This is a genomic window from Haliscomenobacter sp., from assembly GCF_033763495.1.
Lineage (GTDB): Bacteria > Bacteroidota > Bacteroidia > Chitinophagales > Saprospiraceae > Haliscomenobacter.
Map to the genome: position 1 here is coordinate 1 of NZ_JANRKL010000172.1, position 19,016 is coordinate 19,016.

General features: G+C 46.2%; 10 protein-coding genes. 8 read left to right on the plus strand and 2 right to left on the minus strand.

The genetic code is table 11. The features are described 5' to 3' along the window. The first annotated feature begins 130 nt into the window (after window positions 1–130). From SFV55_RS18470 to SFV55_RS18490, 5 genes are all read left to right on the plus strand, one after another. Window positions 131–403 (plus strand): HU family DNA-binding protein, encoded by a 273-nt coding sequence (locus SFV55_RS18470; protein ID WP_013766546.1) that lies wholly within the window; start codon window positions 131–133, stop codon window positions 401–403. A gap of 94 nt (window positions 404–497) precedes the next feature. Further along, the gene (locus SFV55_RS18475) at window positions 498–2,453 is read left to right on the plus strand and encodes an acetoacetate--CoA ligase (RefSeq protein WP_320031016.1); all 1,956 of its coding nucleotides are present in this window, start codon (window positions 498–500) and stop codon (window positions 2,451–2,453) included. Window positions 2,454–2,544: 91 nt separating this feature from the next. Continuing rightward, window positions 2,545–6,072 carry a T9SS type A sorting domain-containing protein gene (locus SFV55_RS18480; protein ID WP_320031017.1) on the plus strand — a complete coding sequence of 1,176 codons (3,528 nt, stop codon included), beginning with the start codon at window positions 2,545–2,547 and terminating at the stop codon, window positions 6,070–6,072. A gap of 62 nt (window positions 6,073–6,134) precedes the next feature. Next, window positions 6,135–9,686 (plus strand): T9SS type A sorting domain-containing protein, encoded by a 3,552-nt coding sequence (locus SFV55_RS18485; RefSeq protein WP_320031018.1) that lies wholly within the window; start codon window positions 6,135–6,137, stop codon window positions 9,684–9,686. Between the two features lie 84 nt (window positions 9,687–9,770). Next, on the plus strand, window positions 9,771–11,594 hold the full coding sequence (locus tag SFV55_RS18490; protein WP_320031019.1) for a T9SS type A sorting domain-containing protein: 1,824 nt from the start codon (window positions 9,771–9,773) through the stop codon (window positions 11,592–11,594). A 341-nt stretch (window positions 11,595–11,935) separates the two neighbouring features. On the opposite strand, the gene SFV55_RS18495 is transcribed toward SFV55_RS18490, so the two are convergent. Continuing rightward, entirely contained in the window at window positions 11,936–13,684 is a 1,749-nt protein-coding gene (locus SFV55_RS18495) for a family 43 glycosylhydrolase (protein ID WP_320031020.1), read from the minus strand. A 170-nt stretch (window positions 13,685–13,854) separates the two neighbouring features. Here SFV55_RS18495 and SFV55_RS18500 point away from each other — a divergent pair, with 170 nt between their 5' ends. The 3 genes from SFV55_RS18500 to SFV55_RS18510 all read left to right on the plus strand — a co-directional run bounded on the left by SFV55_RS18500 (window position 13,855) and on the right by SFV55_RS18510 (window position 16,272). After that, complete coding sequence (locus tag SFV55_RS18500) at window positions 13,855–15,138, plus strand: DUF2157 domain-containing protein (RefSeq protein WP_320031021.1); 1,284 nt, start codon at window positions 13,855–13,857, stop codon at window positions 15,136–15,138. After that, complete coding sequence (locus tag SFV55_RS18505; RefSeq protein ID WP_320031022.1) at window positions 15,135–15,668, plus strand: GDYXXLXY domain-containing protein; 534 nt, start codon at window positions 15,135–15,137, stop codon at window positions 15,666–15,668. The genes SFV55_RS18500 and SFV55_RS18505 overlap by 4 nt, the downstream gene beginning before the upstream one ends. Before the next feature lie 163 nt (window positions 15,669–15,831). Then, entirely contained in the window at window positions 15,832–16,272 is a 441-nt protein-coding gene (locus SFV55_RS18510; RefSeq protein WP_320031023.1) for a hypothetical protein, read from the plus strand. A 363-nt stretch (window positions 16,273–16,635) separates the two neighbouring features. Here SFV55_RS18510 and SFV55_RS18515 read toward each other — a convergent pair whose 3' ends face one another. Beyond that, window positions 16,636–18,831 (minus strand): DUF5916 domain-containing protein, encoded by a 2,196-nt coding sequence (locus tag SFV55_RS18515; protein ID WP_320031024.1) that lies wholly within the window; start codon window positions 18,829–18,831, stop codon window positions 16,636–16,638. Window positions 18,832–19,016 lie beyond the last annotated feature (185 nt).

Below are 19,016 nucleotides of genomic sequence, written 5' to 3' on the forward strand. Positions count from 1 at the left end.
ATGAGGGTATAACGCTCGAAAGCCCTTGTAAAATCTAGGTTTTTCGGGTTTTTTACCAAAAATAACTTGGTTTTAAAAATGAGAGCCCCTAAATTTGACACCAATTATTTTTTAATCAAAACCCTTTGAGATGAATAAAGGAGATCTGATTAACAAAATTGCTGAAGGCGCGAAGATCACCAAAGCCCAAGCAACTGACGCGCTGAATGCCGTTTTGGACAGTATTGCTGCCGAATTGAAAGGCGACGGAAAAGTAACCTTGATCGGTTTCGGTACTTTTTCTGTTTCCAAACGTGACGCTCGCTCTGGCCGCAACCCACAAACTGGTCAAACCATCACAATTGATGCCAAAAAAGTGGTAAAATTCAAGCCTGGCAAAGAACTTTCTGACTCGGTTAACTAATCGATCGGACTATTCTACGTTAAATTTATTGCTTGAATCAAAAGGGCAATCCGGGTTTCGATCAGGGTTGCCCTTTTGTTTTTAAAAAAAACTCATGGACAATCACCAGCGCTGGTCTCCCTCCTCCGAGTGGATCACTCAAAGCAACCTGACCCATTACCTGAACTGGCTGGAAAAAGAATCGGGCTTTGGCATCCCTGCCGATTACTCCTCCGCCTGGCAATGGTCAGTAGCTGATCCTGCGGCATTCTGGACTTCGTTGCTTCGGTACTTTAACCTGGATTGGACGTATACCACCGCCATGCAAGGCGAGATGCCCCATACCCGCTGGTTTGAGGGGGCGCGGCTCAACTATGCAGAAGAGGTTTTTCGCCGTGCAGACGATCGTTTTCCCGCCATTATTTTCCAGGCTGAACACATTGCGCGGCAAGAAATAAGCTGGGCGGAATTGAGAAACCAGGTTGCTGCCTTGCGGGCACACCTATTATACATGGGTGTAAAACCCGGCGACCGGGTGGTAGGCTATTTGCCCAACATTCCACAGGCAACGGTGGCTTTGCTGGCGAGTTTGTCCATCGGTGCGGTTTGGTCCTGCTGTTCGCCCGATTTTGGGGCCAGTAGCGTGCTCGAACGTTTTGTCCAAATTGAGCCCAAAGTATTGATCGCGGTCAATGCTTATTATTATGGTGGGAAAAAATTTGATCGCCGCGCAGAAATCCAACAATTGCAGCAACAACTCCCCACTTTGTTGGATACAGTGGTGATTCCTTATGTGGAGGAGTTTCAAGCAGATTTACCCAGCAGCAGCACTTGGCCGAGCATAATGCAAAACCAAAGCGCAGAGTTGGCCTTCATTAAAGTACCTTTTGACCACCCCATCTGGATTTTGTATTCTTCAGGTACTACAGGTTTACCCAAGGCCATTACTCATAGCCAGGGCGGGATGCTGTTGGAACACCTCAAATACCTGCATTTTCACAACGATGTTAAACCCGGTGAACGATTTTTCTGGTATTCCACCACGGGTTGGATGATGTGGAATTTTGTGCAGGCGGCTCTTTTGGCCAAAGCGACGATTGTTCTGTACGACGGTAGCCCCGGTTTTCCCGATATGAATGTATTGTGGAAAATGGCTGCGGACTTGCGCATCAGCCATTTTGGTACCAGTGCTGCTTATATTTTGTCTTGTATCAAAGGAGAGATTCAACCCGCCAGTTTTGGATTGGAGCACTTGCGTTCGATTGGAGTGACTGGTTCGCCGCTACCCCCGGAAGGCTTTGCCTGGGTGTACGAGCAGGTGAAATCGGATCTTTGGTTGTGTTCCATCAGCGGGGGCACGGATGTGTGTACGGCTTTTGTGGGTGGGAATCCGCTTTGGCCCGTGTACGAGGGAGAAATTCAGTGCCGCACCCTCGGTTGCGCCATGGAATCCTGGGATGAAGCCGGGCACCCACTCATCGACGAGGTGGGTGAGATGGTCATTACCCAGCCCATGCCTTGTATGCCCGTGAAATTTTGGAATGACCCCGATTTTAGTCGCTACACCGCCAGCTATTTTGATACGTACCCCGGCGTGTGGCGCCATGGCGATTGGCTGCAAATCACCCCCCGCGAAAGCCTGGTTATCCTCGGGCGCTCGGATGCGACGCTCAATCGGCAGGGGATTCGTATAGGCACCAGCGAAATTTACCGCTCGGTGGAAAAACTGCCCGAAATCCTGGATAGTCTGATTGTCAACCTGGAGCAGGAGAATGGGGACTCGATGATGCCTTTGTTTGTGGTACTGGCGGAAGGGGTGGTTTTGGATGAGGCTTTGTTGAAAAAAATTGCCCACACACTGCGAACCGATTTTTCTCCGCGCCACGTGCCGGATCGGGTGATTGTGGTGCCGGAAATACCGTATACATTGAGTGGTAAAAAGATGGAATTGCAAGTGAAGAAAATCTTGTTGGGGAAGTCGATAGAGTCGTCGGTGAATCGGGATGCGATGCGGAATCCGGAGGCGCTGAATTTTTTTGAAAAGCTATCAAAACCATCAATTAAGCAGTAATCCATTTAAGTTTGTTAATTCCTTTTGTATTTCCAACAAATTAAATGTAAAGTCGTTTAGTTGTGATAATTCCATTCTATAGTTCAAAGCAATGATGAAAAAGATACTACTCCTTGTATTTATTCTTTGTCTAACAAAGGTTTATGGGCAGTTTTCAGATCGAAAGATAATTACGGCTTGCCAAACATGTGGAGTTCATGCTGTGGAAATGACGGATTTGGATGGGGATAAAGATTTAGACGTACTGGCTGCTTCTAATTCAGATGGTAGAATTTCCTGGTATAGGCGCGAAGAAAACGGCAATTATTCAGATCAAATTTTGATATCTGATCAAATGCCTCGGATGCTTTCTGCAAAGGTATTTGACATAGATGGAGATGGAGATCAAGATGTTGCTGCAGGTTCGTCGTTAAATAAAATGGTTTGGTTTAAAAATGATGGAGAAGGACACTTTACAGAACAGATTATTGTGGATAATCCCTTCGTTTTCTTTGGTATATTGCTCTCAGGAGATATTGACGGAGACGGCGATCAGGATTTGGTAGAGCAAGACTTCTCTTACGTTTATTGGTATAAAAATGATGGCAAAGGCAATTTTTCGCAGCAGATACGATTACTAAGTTTGATTAATAGTGTAAGTATACTACATCTCTATGATTTTGATAAAGATGGAGATTTGGACATGGTATCTAATATTGCCACCGAGCGTTCTTTTTCGCAAAAAATTGCCTGGTTTAAAAATGATGGAACGGGTAATTTTTCCGAACACACCCTGGATGATTCCTATGTTGTCGATGTTGTTGTTCCAACAGATTGGGACAATGATGGAAAAACAGATATTGTGTCTAGTAAAAGCGGTAAAATAGAACTATACAGAAATAAAGGCAATGACACTTTCGGGGCACCAGAACTACTGGCAACCAATGAGCAATATCTGACGCGGATGTATATAGCCGATCTGGATAAAGACCGAGACCAGGATGTTATTGTCGTTGCGATAACTCAACGGAAAATTATTTGGTATCCTAATGATGGCAAAGGCAACCTTTCCGCTCCAATTGAATTGTATTTTGACTCAAAACATGATGGCTATGAGCCTGGCCCAATGCCCTTGCAAATTATAGATAGCGATCAAGATGGCAATCTTGATCTGCTCTTTGGGGATTATGCCAGAGCTCAAATATTTCTTTTGCCAAACGTCGGAAAGTTTCCCAATACTAAACTAAGAACAATTAACTCAAACGCTGCTGACGGGGCTAAATCTGTATTTCCAGTGGATATGGATCAAGATGGCGATCAGGATTTAGTTTTTACTGCCACTAAAAATGATAAAATTGGCTGGTATGAAAATCAAGGTGCTTTCCAATTCAAACAGCATATCATAGACACAACCCAAAGATTCCCTTTTGCCGCAAAGGCTGCAGATCTTAATCAAGATGGCCTGGTGGATGTTGTAGCGACTGGACGTGACAATAAAATATTGTGGTACAAAAATATTGGTTCCAATCAATTTTCGCCACCCGTTCCATTTGCCATTAACCCATTTACGAACGGGGTTTTTCAGCTTGGAGACATCGATAATGATCAAGATATTGACCTTGTTCAAGCCAGAAGTTCTTCTTTGTTATTGCTTCAAAACAATGGAGACGGGACTTTTTTGGAATCCAGCCTAGGAGATCCTGGGCTTGACATTTATGTAATCCAATTAGTTGACCTTGAAGAGGATGGCGACTTGGACATCATTGTTAGTTATTTTTCTCAACAAGACTTGTATTGTTCGATCTATAAAAATCTCGGTAATGGAGAATTTGAATCCCCCCTAAAAGTTGCCAACATGCCTTATGTAAGGGATCTGGTGATCGGAGACTTTGATGGGGATGGATTCAAAGATTTGTTAGCTAGGTCTCTTTATACAGAAGGTATAGTAATGGCTAAAAATGACCAATTCAACAATTTTCTTCCGGGTATTCCCTTAATTGGTCAATTAAAAAATCTTGAAGCAATTTATGGGGCTGATATTGATGGAGATGGTGATCTTGATCTGCCTGCGGTAATCGACGGAGAATTGTATTGGTACCCTCAAAATGAATTGGGTGGATTTGATGACAAGATATTGATTTTCAGTAAAATAGACAACAAATACGCGCTCTCCCTAACTGGGGCTGATTTAGATAATGACGGAGATATTGATTTGATCTCAACCTCAGAAGAAGACGATGAAATTGCTTGCTACGAAAACAGGTTTAATTACCCCACCATTTATGGTACCGTTTTTTTGGATAGCAACAGCAATGGTAACTTTGACGTAGGAGAAAAAACCATTCCAAACTACCCGATTAGATTAAACAACACCGCAAACACTACTTTTACTTCAGACGATGGTGTATTTAGATTTTATGTGCCAGAGGGCCTTTATGAATTAACTCCGCATTTGGATTCTTGTTGGCAACTGACCACGGACTCGCTAAAATATTCAGTGCGTATCGTCAATGGAAGCACTCATAGCTACAATATTGGTTTAAGTCTCAACCCTAAACTGGAAAAAATTCGACCCCATCTCTTTTCTGCCGCAACGCGTTGTGGGTTCACCGTTCGATTTGTACTTAGCGTTTCTAATGAAGGTTGCAATCCCAAAGCGGGAAGAGTTGCCTTACTAAATAGTCCTCTAGCCAAGTTTATTAGTGCTTCAAACTTTCCGGATTTTATCAATAAGGATACTCTTTTTTGGAATTTCGAGCCTTTGATTGGCAACCAAACGGAACAATTCAATCTTGATTTTGAAATAGCAGGAACTGAATTTATTGGAGATACCATCCATCTTAAAGCTTTGGTTTATACCCAAAATGGGCAAGAGCCATTTCGGCTGGTCAACACCTACGACTACCGCTCCGAAATCCGCTGCGCCTACGACCCCAACGACAAACTAACCTTCCCCAACCGCCGTAGTGCATACCCCCGCAATTACACCCTCTTCAAAGAAGAAATGGAATTTTTAGTACGCTTCCAAAACACGGGCAATGACACTGCATTCACGGTAGTCATCCGCGATACCTTGGATAAAAACCTGGACTGGTCTAGTTTTCGACCTCTGGTAGGCAGCCACTCTTTTGAAACGCATATTCAGGAAAACGGAGCGCTAAGTTTTACGTTTAAAAACATTCTTCTGCCAGATAGTAAAACCAATGAACCCTTGAGCCATGGTTTTGTGAGTTATCGGGTTTCGCCTAAACCGGGCCTGTCTGAGCAAACTGAAATTCTCAATACCGCCTATATCTATTTTGACTTTAATCCCCCCATTCAAACCAATACGACGAGTAATGTCATGGTGTCCAGTTTGTCCCGGCTTACTGGTACACGGGCACTTACAAATGACTTTCCACATCGAGTTTATCCGAATCCATTTCAACAACAACTATGGTTCGAACTGGGCATGCCACCGCAGGGGCAGGGGTATACGCTTACCCTATACAATGCCCAAGCACAACTGGTGCACCGCCAACTGATTGCATCTAAATTGACCGAATTGAATACCGCCCAAATGAACAAAGGACTTTACTGGTATTTGCTGAAAGACTCCCAAGGGCACATTTTGACCTCTGGGAAAATAATGGCACAGTGATGTGGAATCGACCGTAAAACAGGACGAAGATTTAATTAGATCATCTATTCAAGTATTCTAAAATGAGCAAACCCAACTACTGGTTAATCCTATTCTTTTTGTGTATTGCAGAAATGGCAAGTGCCCAATTTGGCCCCCAACAACCCCTTCATTCCTGTTTGTGCAACCTTTCCAATCCCAGTGTTGACTTGGATGGTGATCGATTTCCTGATCTAATCACCCAGGAGAATTTTACTTCAAATCTGACCTGGTTAAAAAACGATGGAAAAGGGGGGATAAGTAAGCAATTCCCCTTCGCCCCGGATTTGCGCTCTAAGGGGACTGTGTTTGCGGCGGACATAGATGCTGATCAGGACAATGACATCCTTACTGTTTTGGAAAACAACGATGTAGTATGGCTAAAAAACAATGGCAAAGGGGAGTTCTCAGCTCCACAAAGGATCACTACCCTCAGTAATAACAATTATTTGCTGAGCAAACTCCTTGATTTGGATTTGGATAAGGATCCCGACCTGATCATTTTTTCTGAGCGCGATAACACCATTGCCTGGCTGCGCAACGATGGCAAAGGACAGTTTTCCAGTTCCATTATCATTTCGCGAGTCTCCTACGGAGTGACAGATGTTCAGGTTGCGGATGTAGATGCTGATCAAGATTTGGACATTATAAGTGCCAACACAACAGCAGTTTCCTGGTACATCAATAAAGGGGAAGAAAATTTTACTACTACCACTCCTTTTGCAATTGAAGGGGCTAATCCGGTCAAAAATATTTTTGTTTTTGACTTTGACAATGATAAGGACCTGGATGTGATAGGCTATGGTTATAACTCCTGGGATATGCCCTTAACGCTGAATATTTACCGCAAAAACAGTCCTATTCTTGGTGATTATACCCTGCAACGCCAGACCATTAGCTCCACCCGGTTTTTATACCTCGTAGATCTGGACAAAAACAATGAAATGGAACTCCTTGGCACAAATAATCAAGGAAATGGACTTTTGCTGCGGCGTAGGAATGAGGTGGGTTCTTATGGAAATATCTTGCCCATATTGGGGGCAGAGTACAATGTAAACACCCTAATAACAACGGATTGGGATCAAGATGGAGATCAGGACATCCTGATTAATGGTGTTGGCCCTAAAATTGATTGGTTGGAAAACCGGGGAGAAAATGTTTTTGTACAAAAAATAACTTATGAAGGTCAGTTAAATGGTCTGGCGAACGTCCAAATTTTTGACCTGGATGGAGATGGAGACAATGATATTTTGGCAGCATCGGATAAGGACGACCGCATTGCCTGGTACCCCAATGAAGGTGCTGGAAAATTTGGTGTTTTAAAGACCATTACCACCAAAGCAGACAGTGCCACTTTTGTATTTGCAGTTGACTTGGATCGGGACCAGAAACTGGATGTGATTTCTTCATCCTGGAAAGACGGTAAAATAGCCTGGTACAAAAATCTGGGTTCTGGAGTTTTTTCTCCCCAGCAAATCATTTCTGATTCTGCCAGGAGCGCCAGTGCGGTCTACCCTGCTGATCTGGATCAGGATGGAGCAATGGATATCTTAGCCGCTTCCAGGAGCAAACTGGCTTGGTTCAAGCGCAAAAGTGATGGCAGTTTTCAAGAGTTTTTGATTTTTAGAGATATTCCAAACCTGCCAGGCAATACTTCTCGACAGATGTATCCTGCTATCCTAGCTGCCGATTTTGATAATGATGGGGATATGGATGTGATTGCTTCCTCCTACACTAAAGGAAGCATCCAATGGTTCAGAAATGAAGGTAAAGGGATTTTTTCCCCAAAGCCACTCAATGTGAACCCCTCTTCCAACTACGCTTTTTGGGGCTTAGCGGTAGCAGATCTGGACGGAGATAAAGACCTGGATGTGTTGTCTGCTTCTCTGAATGATGAGGTAATCTGGTTTCGCAATGATAGTTTAGGCAAATATTTCCAACCCTTGATCCTCACAACAAAAGCTGATGGGGCGAATTACGTCAAAGCAGGTGATTTAGACGGTGACGGAGATTTAGATATCGTTGCTGCTTCGGCATATGACAATAAAATTGCCTGGTTTGAAAATAAAGGGCAAGGACAGTTCTCGGATGAAAAAATCATTTCCCTTAAAGAACATTGGCTGCTAAATGGCCTGGACTTAGCTGATTTGGATGCCGATGGTGACCTTGATCTGGCTTCTTGTTCCCAATTTGACGATAAAGTGGCCTGGTTTGAAAACCGCTTCAATCACGCTACCATTTCTGGCTACACTTTTTGGGACGAAAATGGCAACAAACGTTTTGACGCTGGTGAAAAGCCATTGCCCAATTATCCAATTAATTTAAACCCTAGTGCCGAAGCTGCATTTAGTAGCAACGATGGTCGCTTTCGATTTTTTACTGGTGCTGGCCGTTACCAACTTAATGCTAATGTGGACTCCTGCTGGCAATTGACTACCGATTCAACTACTTATACGGTGAATGTAGGGGGGCAAGTGGCCAACAATTTGAATTTTGGATTTCGGCTCAACAATGAGGCTCAACGAGTGAGCGTGCGCCTCAATTCCGGGCCTACCCGTTGCGGATTTGAGGTGCCTTTTTGGCTATCCGTTCACAATGCGGCATGTGCCCCCTCAAAGGGTAAATTTGGGGTAGTGCTCAGTAAACTAGCTACTTTTCGCAGTGCATCGCAGTTCCCTCAGTCCATGAGCGGAGATACCATATGGTGGAATTATAGTGATTTAATGGGATCGAGCACTCAACAAATCCAGCTGGTCCTTCAGGTAGCTGGCACGAATTTTATTGGAGATACCATTAAAATGAAAGGAGTGACCTATCTTGAAAACGCCCGTGGTAAACTTGAATTGGCCGGCACCTTTGAATATAAATCGGAAATTCGCTGTGCTTATGATCCCAATGACAAACAAAGTTTTCCCAACCGAACGGACGAGTACCCACAAAACTATACCTTATTCAAAGAGAATTTAGAGTACTTGATACGCTTTCAGAATGTGGGCAACGACACTGCTTTTACCGTCACCATTCGCGACACCCTTGATGCCAGGCTGGATTGGAAAACCTTTCAACCACTACAAGGAAGTCACCTCTATTCGAGTAATATTGCTGCAAACGGGGTGGTAACTTTTACTTTTAGCAAGATTTTACTCCCACCTAGTTCAAGCAACGAGCCTTTGAGTCATGGCTTTGTACGTTACAGAATTGCCAGCAAAACGGGCCTGCCTGAAGAAACGGCAATTAAAAACACTGCTCATATTTATTTTGATTTCAATCCCGCGATTGTGACCAATACAACGAGTAACCTGATGGTATCAAAATTACCTGGAAAAGGGAACAACGCCAGCAAGGGGAAACTATTTAATATTTATCCCAATCCATTTACCCGGTATTTTCAGGTTGAATCTCTGGAGCAGCTTGTTATAGGGGGGCAGTATACCTTTTATTTGTACAATGGCAATGCTCAGTTGTTGCAAAGCCAAGGTATAGACGAGCAAGTTGAGCGCATCAAAACTGGGACTTTACCCGTGGGCCTATATTTCTACCTCATCAAAGATGCACAAGGTCGAATTGTCGATTCGGGCAAAGTGGTGTGTCGATAAAAATCAAGCCATAAAAAACCCTACTCTTGTTCGATACCTCCAACTAATTCCCCATTTTTGCTCAAAACCATTACCCAAAAACAAATGAGCAAATTCCTCTGCCTCCTATTCTGCTGCGTTTGTACAACGTTGCTTGCCCAAACGCCCAAACCCGCTGGCATCAACCTCTCTGGGGTAGTTGACTGGTCAACCGAACTCGTCTTCACCGACGCCTTCAAACAAAGCCGGGAATGGACCATTCACGAAGCTCGCGATGGTGCCCCCTGGGACAGCGGCGTTTCCATCCCGCTGCAAGCCAATGGTTTCCCGCTACAAATTCCCTATTCCAATGGGGTGCAGCCACCTCAGGCCGTACGGGCTTTGATGCTGTGGGACATTCAAGGGCATTACCCCAGTGGGCGCTACCGTTTGATCGTGCAGGGTAGCGGGCAAGTGCGCTTATGGGGTGCTACGTCTGGCACTTTTCAATGCCCCGTGGACACACTGGTCACGGTGAATGCCAACAATGGTGGGGTGGTACTGGAAATTGAACGGTCTTTGGCCAGTACCCCGATTCGGGATGTGAAATTCATTTTCCCTCAATACGTCAATACCTACCAAAATCAAACCTTTACCACCGAGTTCCTCAATTTTGTCAAAGACTTCCAGTCTATCCGCTTTATGGATTGGTTGCGCACCAATGACTCGCCCGTCAAAACCTGGAGCGAGCGTAGCCTCCCTTCCCATTACACTCAAACCAAAAACAGCGGCGTCGCCTGGGAGTACATCATCGAACTCTGCAACACCGCTCAAAAGGATGCCTGGATCAACATTCCCCATCAAGCCAACGACGATTACATTCAGCAACTGGCCAAACTGTTGAAAGAAAAACTGAATCCCAACCTGAAAATATACCTGGAGTACAGCAACGAGGTTTGGAATGGCCAATTCGCCCAACATGCCTACGCAGGCAACATCGGCCAAACCCTGGGCTACAGCGGAGAACCCTGGGGCCGTGCCTGGAAGTACACCGCCAAACGTTCGGCGGATGTTTTTTACAGCTTTGAAAGCGTCTTTGGCAGCAACAGTACCCGGCTGGTCAAAGTAGTCCCCTGCTGGGCAGGTAACGATTGGGTGAGCAATGAAATCATGAGCTATTTTAACGATCCATTGTACAACCCCAAACAGGTCAAAGCCGATGCCCTGGCCATTGCGCCTTATTTTGGTGGGGCCGTAGGGGATCAGATTGGGCGCAACAATGAAGTGGGCAGCATTAACATCGCCGAAATTGTGCGGCGCATCCGGGCCTCTTTGCCCGAAACCTTCGCCTGGATGGATGCCCATAAAGTTGTGGCCGATCGCTATAGGGTCAAGCTGATGGCTTACGAAGGTGGTTCACACATCGTAGCCACCTGGCCGCAAGTGGACAACGATGCCCTGACCGAAAAACTGATCGCTGCCAATCGCGACCCAGAGTTACAAAGCCTTTACTGCGAATACACCCAATACTGGTACAATACCGCCAAAGCTGACCTATTCAGCTTTTTTTCCTCCCACGGCTTGCCTTCCAAGTGGGGCAGTTGGGGTATGAAGGAGTACATGAGCCATACCCAGGCCCCCAAGTACAAGGCTTTGCAGGAATGTGTATTTGCTAAAACCACGGGTACACGGGATCAACAGATGGAGCCGGTGGAAGTACAGGTGTTTCCGAATCCGAGTTACGATGGTAGTTTCCGCATTCAGCATGGATTGAACAGGCCTAGGCTGGTATTGTATGATGTTTTGGGAAGACGAATCCAGAGTTCAGTTAGGGAAATCAGTACACAGGAGATGCAGGTGATTTTGTCGGGGACGGCTGGGGGCGTGGTGTTTGGGGTGTTGCAAGATGAGTCGAGGTTCTCGACATTTAAAGTGATGTCTAAGCGCTAAGCCACCGAGGTAATCAGGTCTATATTGTAAAATAGACTTATTGCGAATTGATTACCAGGTAATTAGGGAGCGTATGCGCAATCTAAAATCCCGCCCCGAAAGTTTCAGACTTTCGGGGCGGTTGAGCAAAGCACTGTTTCGCTGCTCTACCTCCCCGAAGGTTTCAAACCTTCGGGGAGGGGCTCTAGATTTGTGCACAAATTCTTGATTTTCAATTTGTCTCAAGTGTAATAAAACCGACTTGTCTAAAAAAGCAATATGCATTTTTTGCATATTGCTTTTCGACTCCAATTCTGCTTCTTCTTGAACTATTTCTATTTTGGAAATGGTTGCATCAGAGCTCACTCCACCTTACTCACCACCGACCTTTCCGATACCCCATTTTCATTCACACTTTCAATACAGAAATAATAAGTCTTCTGATTATCCAAAGTTTTGAGCCAGTACTCATTGGCATCGTGAACCATGATACAGGTGTATAACTTGTCCGGCGCCGTGCCGTAATAAATGTTGTAGGCGTACGCATTGTCGACGGGTGACCATTTGATCCAGGCGGAGCGTTTGTCCAGTTCGGTGCGGAGCACGAAGAACTGCTTTGGTGCTGGCGCCACACTACCTTTGCCTTTTCCAAAAACACGCAAGCCACTCAGCGCAAATTTGCCACTTGGCACTTTGCGGTTTTCAATTTTGACATAACGAGCCTCGATGGGTTGTGCCAACTCAAGGTATTCGTGCGGCACATCCGTTTGGTTCTGACTTTTATCGGCCAGCACTTCCCATTTTTTGCCGTCTTTGGAGTGGTAGAGGATATACTGGTGCGCCACATTGCTGCTTTTACCCAGGTATTGCGCGTCCTGATCGGCGTAGTTGATCTGAATGGCGCGGATGGTGGAAACCTCGCCCAAATCACTTTCCAGCCATTCTCCTGCCGCATCGCTGGCTGCCGACCAGTAAGTTTTGATGCTTTCATCCACCGCAAAGTTGGGCGAATGCCCCCCCAACGAAGACGAAACCCGCACTGGCTTTTGGTAATTGAGCAACATCCAGCCGGTGAAGCGACTCTGAAGGTGATCGGCTTTCCCAGCTGGAATGTAGTGCGGGTAATCCCCAAAAGCGGTATTGCAATACATCACATCATCTTTGTCAAACCCTGCTGGCCAAATGCCAATGCGACGCTCGAAGTTGTTTTTGACGGCAACCACAATGGTTGATACGTGCCAGAAGTTCTGCCAATTGTCTTGAAAAGTAGCCCCATGCCCGGCACCACGTGCAAAGCCGCCCGCTTTAAAAGAAAGGGGATCACTTTGGTGCGCCCAATTGTCGGTGAGTGGCGTGCGGGAAACAGCCACCCCATCGGCGTAGCCACTGAATTCGGTGCCGGGTGCACCGTATTGCAGGTAATATTTGCCATTGTGTTTGGTCATGTGGGCACCTTCCATGAAGGGATTGAGGAAGGTATTGTCCATGTGTTCGCCAAAACGTTGCCAGCCGAAGCGCTCGGGGCGGAGCACAAAGAGCTCGGTACGGGTGCCAAGGGGCTGTAAGGTTTTGCGATCGAGCTCTATACCTTTTAAAGGGAATGCATTGCTGGAACCATTGTATAGGTACAAACGGCCATCATCGTCGGTGAAAAAAGCGGGATCCCAGCCACCAATGTCAAACTTGTGCACCGCTTCGGACCATTTGTTGTTCTTGGGATCAGTGCTCATCCAGATGGGGAAATCGCGGCCATAGGTAGAACCAAACACCAGCATGGTATCCCCAATGATGCCCACCGCCGGGGCGCACAAATCGTCGTAAACCTTGTGCTCGGGACGCAGAAAATGGCGGGGTACAAAGTTCCATTTGAGCATGTCGCTGCTCCACCAGTAACCCCACTGATTGGTGGAAAAGAGGTAATAATCGCCCTTGTAGTTGACGATCACCGGATCGGCAGTAGCGCGGTGGCGGCCCCATTCCGAAAAATTAGGGATAGGGGTATAACCGTAATCGATGTTGATGGGGTTGCAGTAGGTGCGTTGAGCGGATAGGGCAGGAGCAAGGCCGAATAATAGGAATAGGGTACAGAGGAGGTGATATTGAATTTTCATGTTGATGGATTTTATGGACTGCGAAGGATAAAAATAGACTTTTGCGGAAATAATCGTAACGGTCGGTTCTACTTTATTGGAAAATCCGGGGAATCTTCCGACCTTGATAGGATGCTTGAACAATTATCCAGGCGATTGAACCTTGAAGCTCTTGAACCCTAAACGAAAACATGCCTAAATACCTTACTTCCGACCTTGCCGAGCTCATCGAAGCTGGAATCATCAATGCAGAAACTGCAGATGCTATTGAGGCCTTTTACGCAAATAAACGGGAATCAAGACCCAATTGGATTCTGATTGCTTTTGGCATTCTGGGGGCCTTGCTGACTGGTTTGGGCATCATCCTGATTGTGGCACACAACTGGGACAATTTCAACCAAGTCACCAAAACCATCATTGCCTTTTTGCCACTGCTGATTGGGCAATTGTTTGCCGGGTTTACCATTTTGCGCAAGTCAGGCAATGTGGTTTGGCAGGAAGCCAGTGCGGTGTTTATGATTTTTGCCCTGGGCGCTTGTATTTCGCTGGTGAGCCAGATTTATCATTTGTTGGGAGATTTGAGTTCTTTCTTGTTTTGGTGGACGCTCTTGAGTTTGCCACTGATGTATTTGTTGCGCTCCTCGATGGCATCTTTGTTGATTTGGTGTGGCATTACGTATTACGGTTGCCAGGCGGGGTATTTTGAATGGGGAAAAACGGCGAGCCCCTGGTATTGGTTGTTTGTGCTGGCGGTTTTGCCCTATTATTACCTGTTGAGCAAACGAGCAGCGGCCAGCAATTTTGCCAACTTTCATCATTTCCTGGTACCCATGTCGCTGGTGGTGGTATTGGGCACCGAATCACACCAGCAATCCTCCTGGATGTTTCCGGCTTATTTCAGTTTGTTTGGGTTGCTGCACCTGGTCGGTACCTGGATCAAGCACTGGAATCCGGTAAGCCATATTTCTGGGTATCAACTTGCTGGCAAGTTGGGGCCTTTGGGCTTATTGATGTGGTTCAGTTTTTTGTGGACCTGGGGGGAATTACGCTACCATTATAAAGCAGAATTCTGGTTAAATGCGCAAGAATTTCACTTGTTTCTGTTGCTCACCATGCTGAATATTGCCTTATTGCTCTGGCTGCATTTTCGAACCCAAACTAAAGTTTTTAGCGCCTTCAATTTATTGCCCTTTGTTTTTGCCATCCTCTTTTTTATTTCGATGCTTAATCCGCTGATCAGCGCAGTTATGACCAATTTGTTGCTGCTAGGCATTGGTGTTGTCACCGTACTGGAGGGCAGCCGTACCAACTCCATCACTACCCTCAACATCGGCCTGCTGACTTTGACTGGCCTCTTGATTTGCCGTTTTTTTGACCTCAAAATCGACTTTGTGGTACGGGGAATCTTGTTCATCATCGTAGGGGTTGGCTTCTTCCTGGGCAATTATTGGCTGATCAAAAAGAAAAAAGTATGACTACTCAACTGCGTTTTGGATTGTTTGTACTGCTGGCTCTGCTCCAATTGGCCTTTCCCGGCAAACTGGTTTTTGATAGCAATAAGGTACTGTGGCTAGGCACCGAACTCAAGTTTGAAACCCGCCCGGTAGATCCTGCTGATCCCTTTCGGGGAAGGTATGTGGCGCTCAATTTTGCGGCCAATCAGTTTGAAGAAAAGTCCGAAACTAAATGGAAACGCAATGACCCGGTCTTTGTGCTCCTGGACCGGGATGCTCAGGGCTTTGCTAGCATCAAAGGCCTGAGTGCCACCCGACCTGCTACAGGCGAGCTTTTTGTCAAAGCTACCATCACTTACATTTATGGCGATCAAGTGACGGTTTATTATCCCTTTAGCAAATTTTTCATGGAGGAGAACAAGGCCCCGGAAGCGGAAAAGATTTACCGCGAAGCAGGGGAGGGGTATGCCTTGGTGAAGGTGTACCATGGGGAAGTGGTGCTGCAAGATGTGGTGGTGAAGGGAAAATCTTTGAATGAATTGGCGGAGTAGGGGGAGATATTGAGGGCTATATTTGGAATTATCTCCCATTTTTGAGGACTTATTTCCAAATATGGGGGTGATATTTGGAAATATCTATGTTTTTTTGGCACTTATTTCCAATTATAAGCTCATATTTGGAATTATCTCAGAACCAAACCTCATTGTTTGATGCATGAAGAAGTTGATAACCAGTGGTTTATTGAAGGTGCTTTTGTTTTTACTCTTCATTATTACTCTGGCGCTCAATTTCTACCTCCAATCTACGCCCACCTTTCTCGACCACCCTTTCAAATTATCGGCTACTACCGAAATCATTGATGTAAATTACGTCAATTGGGCCTGCGACTGTGCCAATTTTATCGAAACGAAATATGCCCAAAATGATCCAAATTATGAAGTTCGAGAAGAAGACTGCATTTTTATCGAACCCGCCAATGCTAAGCTAAAACTACCCGAACGATATTTTAAAAAAGACCATTTTGAAAAGAAGCTTCGCTTAACTGGTCAGTTTTACCTCAAGAAAGGAATTCCGCGATTTTATGAGCAAAAAACGCCGAAAAAACCGGCAGCAGCAAAGGTTTTTCGGTACACCAAATTTGAAGTAGTAGATTAACGTGAATTTTGAATCATTTTCTTGAATATCAAGGAGTGAATGAGATTTCGAACAATTTATCTCATACGCCAAACATATTTTCACCGCAGAGTTTCGCAGAGTACACACAGAGTTTCTCAGAGTTTAGGCCACCTTCGGTGGCAAAGATTACACAGAGGCGCAGTAAATGAACTCCCATGCAAAACAATCAAATTTTAAACGTACCCGACCTCCAGCCACCAAAGGTGGCGAAACTCCCAAAACTAAAAACTCCGAGAAACTCTGCGTGTACTCTGCGAAACTCTGCGGTAAAAAAAATTAATTAATTCAAAACTCACGTTAGATTAATTTAGGGTGGGCAGCCACATAGGGCTGCCCCAACGGCTAGCCGTTCCACCAATAAGTTAGCTTCGCCACCAAGGCCCGATTCCGAATCCGCAAATTTTCCGAATAATAATTATCCGTATAGACGATGAAGAAATCCGAAGCGGGGCTATACCGCCACTGCACCCGCAGGTTGAGGTTGACGTTTTTGTTTTGGTTGTTGAACTGGATGAAGTTGGTAAAGAACAACTTATTGGTCAGCGTGAGGTCGATGCGGGGCCCGAGTAGCCAAAAATCCCAATCGGAATTCTTCAATTGCTCCGGCAAAACGGCTGCATCGTCAAAGGCAATGTGGTTGTAATTAAAGCTCATAGTAATCGCAGCGATGGGTTGCAGGCGGTAACCCAGTTCTCCGCCCAGGCGCAAGCGGCGACCATCCCCGTAATACCCACCATAGCGCCAGGAAGCAGCATAGGTAAACACACTTTGAGGTTTGGAAGTAAAGTCGCCCCCAAAAGAACCCCAGTGGTGCTCCGTACCTGTTGCCAGCGTGTAGCCCGCAAAATTGGTTGGGTCAAAAGGTGCCAGCAATTTGACATAATCACGGGCAGTCCACACCACCAACTCCCGACGATCCTGGAAACTGAAGCGATACATCAGGACACGGGTGAACTCCGTTTGGACCCCGCTGGGATTGAAGTACTGGATGTTCATCAGTTGTGGGCCGTGATTGATGAGCAATTTGGATTTTGGGAAAAACAAATACCCAGCTTGCGCATTAATGTATTGATAGCCGGTGCGGGGTACGTAGCCCACCTCTGCCCGGTAATCTTTGCCAACGTTTTCGTACTGAAAGCTGTAGGTCCAGCGTCGGGCATTGTAGGCCAGGTTGGCGGCCACCACCTGGTCCTTACTGTTAACGCCGGGCGAAAAGGATTTGAGGTACATCAATTTGCCCTTCCAAATGTTGTTGGCAGAGAGTAAGTTGTATTCAAAACCGAGGTTGCGGTTGTATTTGCGGACTTTGGTTGGGTCAGTAACCGTTTCGAAGTCCAGGGTTTCTTTGTTGATGGCCAGGGCCGTAATATTGGAGCGGGCAAAAATCTGGCGTTGGAGGGCCAAAACCGCAAAGTTCTGGCGTGGTGTACCCTGTTCATCCGCATTGGTTTGCATGTCCATCAGGCCGATGCGCCAGTTTTTATTCAATTTTCCACTCAATCGAGCACCATACTGGATCGGCGTATTCAAACCGATGCGGCGGGAGAAAAAGGGGCGAATGTTGGCATAACCCACATTGGTGAACAAGTCGCCGTTTTCCAAAAAGAACTGCCGCCGCTCCGGGAAAAACAATTCAAAACGATCGAGGTTGGTCTGCTGGCGGTCTACTTCTACCTGCGAAAAATCGGGGTTGACCGTCAAGTCGAGGTTCAGGGCAGAAGTGATGGCGATTTTGGCATCTACCCCCACATCTCCGGTCGTTTTGCCTGGGCCAGACTTGGTGTAGTCTTTGGAAGTATTGGCCAGGGCATAAGGAATGACCGAAAAGTTAGCCCCAGCGGGTGGTGGTGGCTCGTCCCAAACCAGGGTGCCAGTATAGGCCAGAGAAGCGGTGGGGAACTGACGCGGCACAGGTGTCCAAGAGGACTTTTCAGTAGTTTTGAGGTCCAATCGACTAAAATTGATGCCCCAACGGGTGATTCCACTTTTGTAGCGCAGGGTTTTAAAAGGCACGGCCATTTCAAAAGTCCATTTGTCGTCTTCCGCTTTTACTTCCGAAGTCCATTTGTTGTCCCAGCTCAGGTTGGCGCTTCCTCCTTCAAACAACAAGCCATCCCATTGGGCACCTTCGGCGTTGGAACCAAAAGTAAAACCATTGGTGAGGTCGTCGAAAGGGTCCATGAAGAGTAGGAAGTTGTCGTTGCGGCCAAAATTGAAGTCGCGGCGCAGCGATTCCACCATGTAGGGGCCATCTAGTTTTTCGTAACAAACGGCCAGGAGGTACATGTTTTGATCGTCGTACAACATGCGCACTTCCGTGCGTACCTTGGCTTTACTGGTATCCATGGGGAGCACCATGTAAAAATCAGATACCATTTCCGCCTTGCTCCAAGCGGGGTCGTCGCCGCTGCCATCTATTTTGAGCGGGCTGTCGGCGCGGTGGATGTGGTACTCAAAAGCGGCGTTTTTCTTTTGGGAAAAAAGCGAAAGGGTTCCAAGTAGCAACAGCGTACTTGTACAGAGTCGGAAAAGGTTCATGTTGCAGGCGATCGTGAAAAGGTTGAGAAGGTTGAGGGAGGTTGAGAAAGTTGAGAAGGTTGAGGCTACCGCAGCGACGTAGACGTAATCGCATCTAAGTCGCGGCGGTAGCCTCAAACGTCTAAACTTTCTCCACCTCCCGCCACCGTCTCAACCTTTTCACGCTCGCCTGCAACAGGAACCTT

Bases quoted from the DNA above. Each gene is read 5' to 3' on its own strand.
- SFV55_RS18505 (WP_320031022.1), top strand. From the start codon at position 15,135: ATGACTACTCAACTGCGTTTTGGATTGTTTGTACTGCTGGCTCTGCTC.
- SFV55_RS18485 (WP_320031018.1), top strand. From the start codon at position 6,135: ATGAGCAAACCCAACTACTGGTTAATCCTATTCTTTTTGTGTATTGCA.
- SFV55_RS18510 (WP_320031023.1), top strand. From the start codon at position 15,832: ATGAAGAAGTTGATAACCAGTGGTTTATTGAAGGTGCTTTTGTTTTTA.
- SFV55_RS18470 (WP_013766546.1), top strand. From the start codon at position 131: ATGAATAAAGGAGATCTGATTAACAAAATTGCTGAAGGCGCGAAGATC.
- SFV55_RS18480 (WP_320031017.1), top strand. From the start codon at position 2,545: ATGATGAAAAAGATACTACTCCTTGTATTTATTCTTTGTCTAACAAAG.
- SFV55_RS18500 (WP_320031021.1), top strand. From the start codon at position 13,855: ATGCCTAAATACCTTACTTCCGACCTTGCCGAGCTCATCGAAGCTGGA.
- SFV55_RS18490 (WP_320031019.1), top strand. From the start codon at position 9,771: ATGAGCAAATTCCTCTGCCTCCTATTCTGCTGCGTTTGTACAACGTTG.
- SFV55_RS18475 (WP_320031016.1), top strand. From the start codon at position 498: ATGGACAATCACCAGCGCTGGTCTCCCTCCTCCGAGTGGATCACTCAA.
- SFV55_RS18515 (WP_320031024.1), bottom strand. From the start codon at position 18,831: ATGAACCTTTTCCGACTCTGTACAAGTACGCTGTTGCTACTTGGAACC.
- SFV55_RS18495 (WP_320031020.1), bottom strand. From the start codon at position 13,684: ATGAAAATTCAATATCACCTCCTCTGTACCCTATTCCTATTATTCGGC.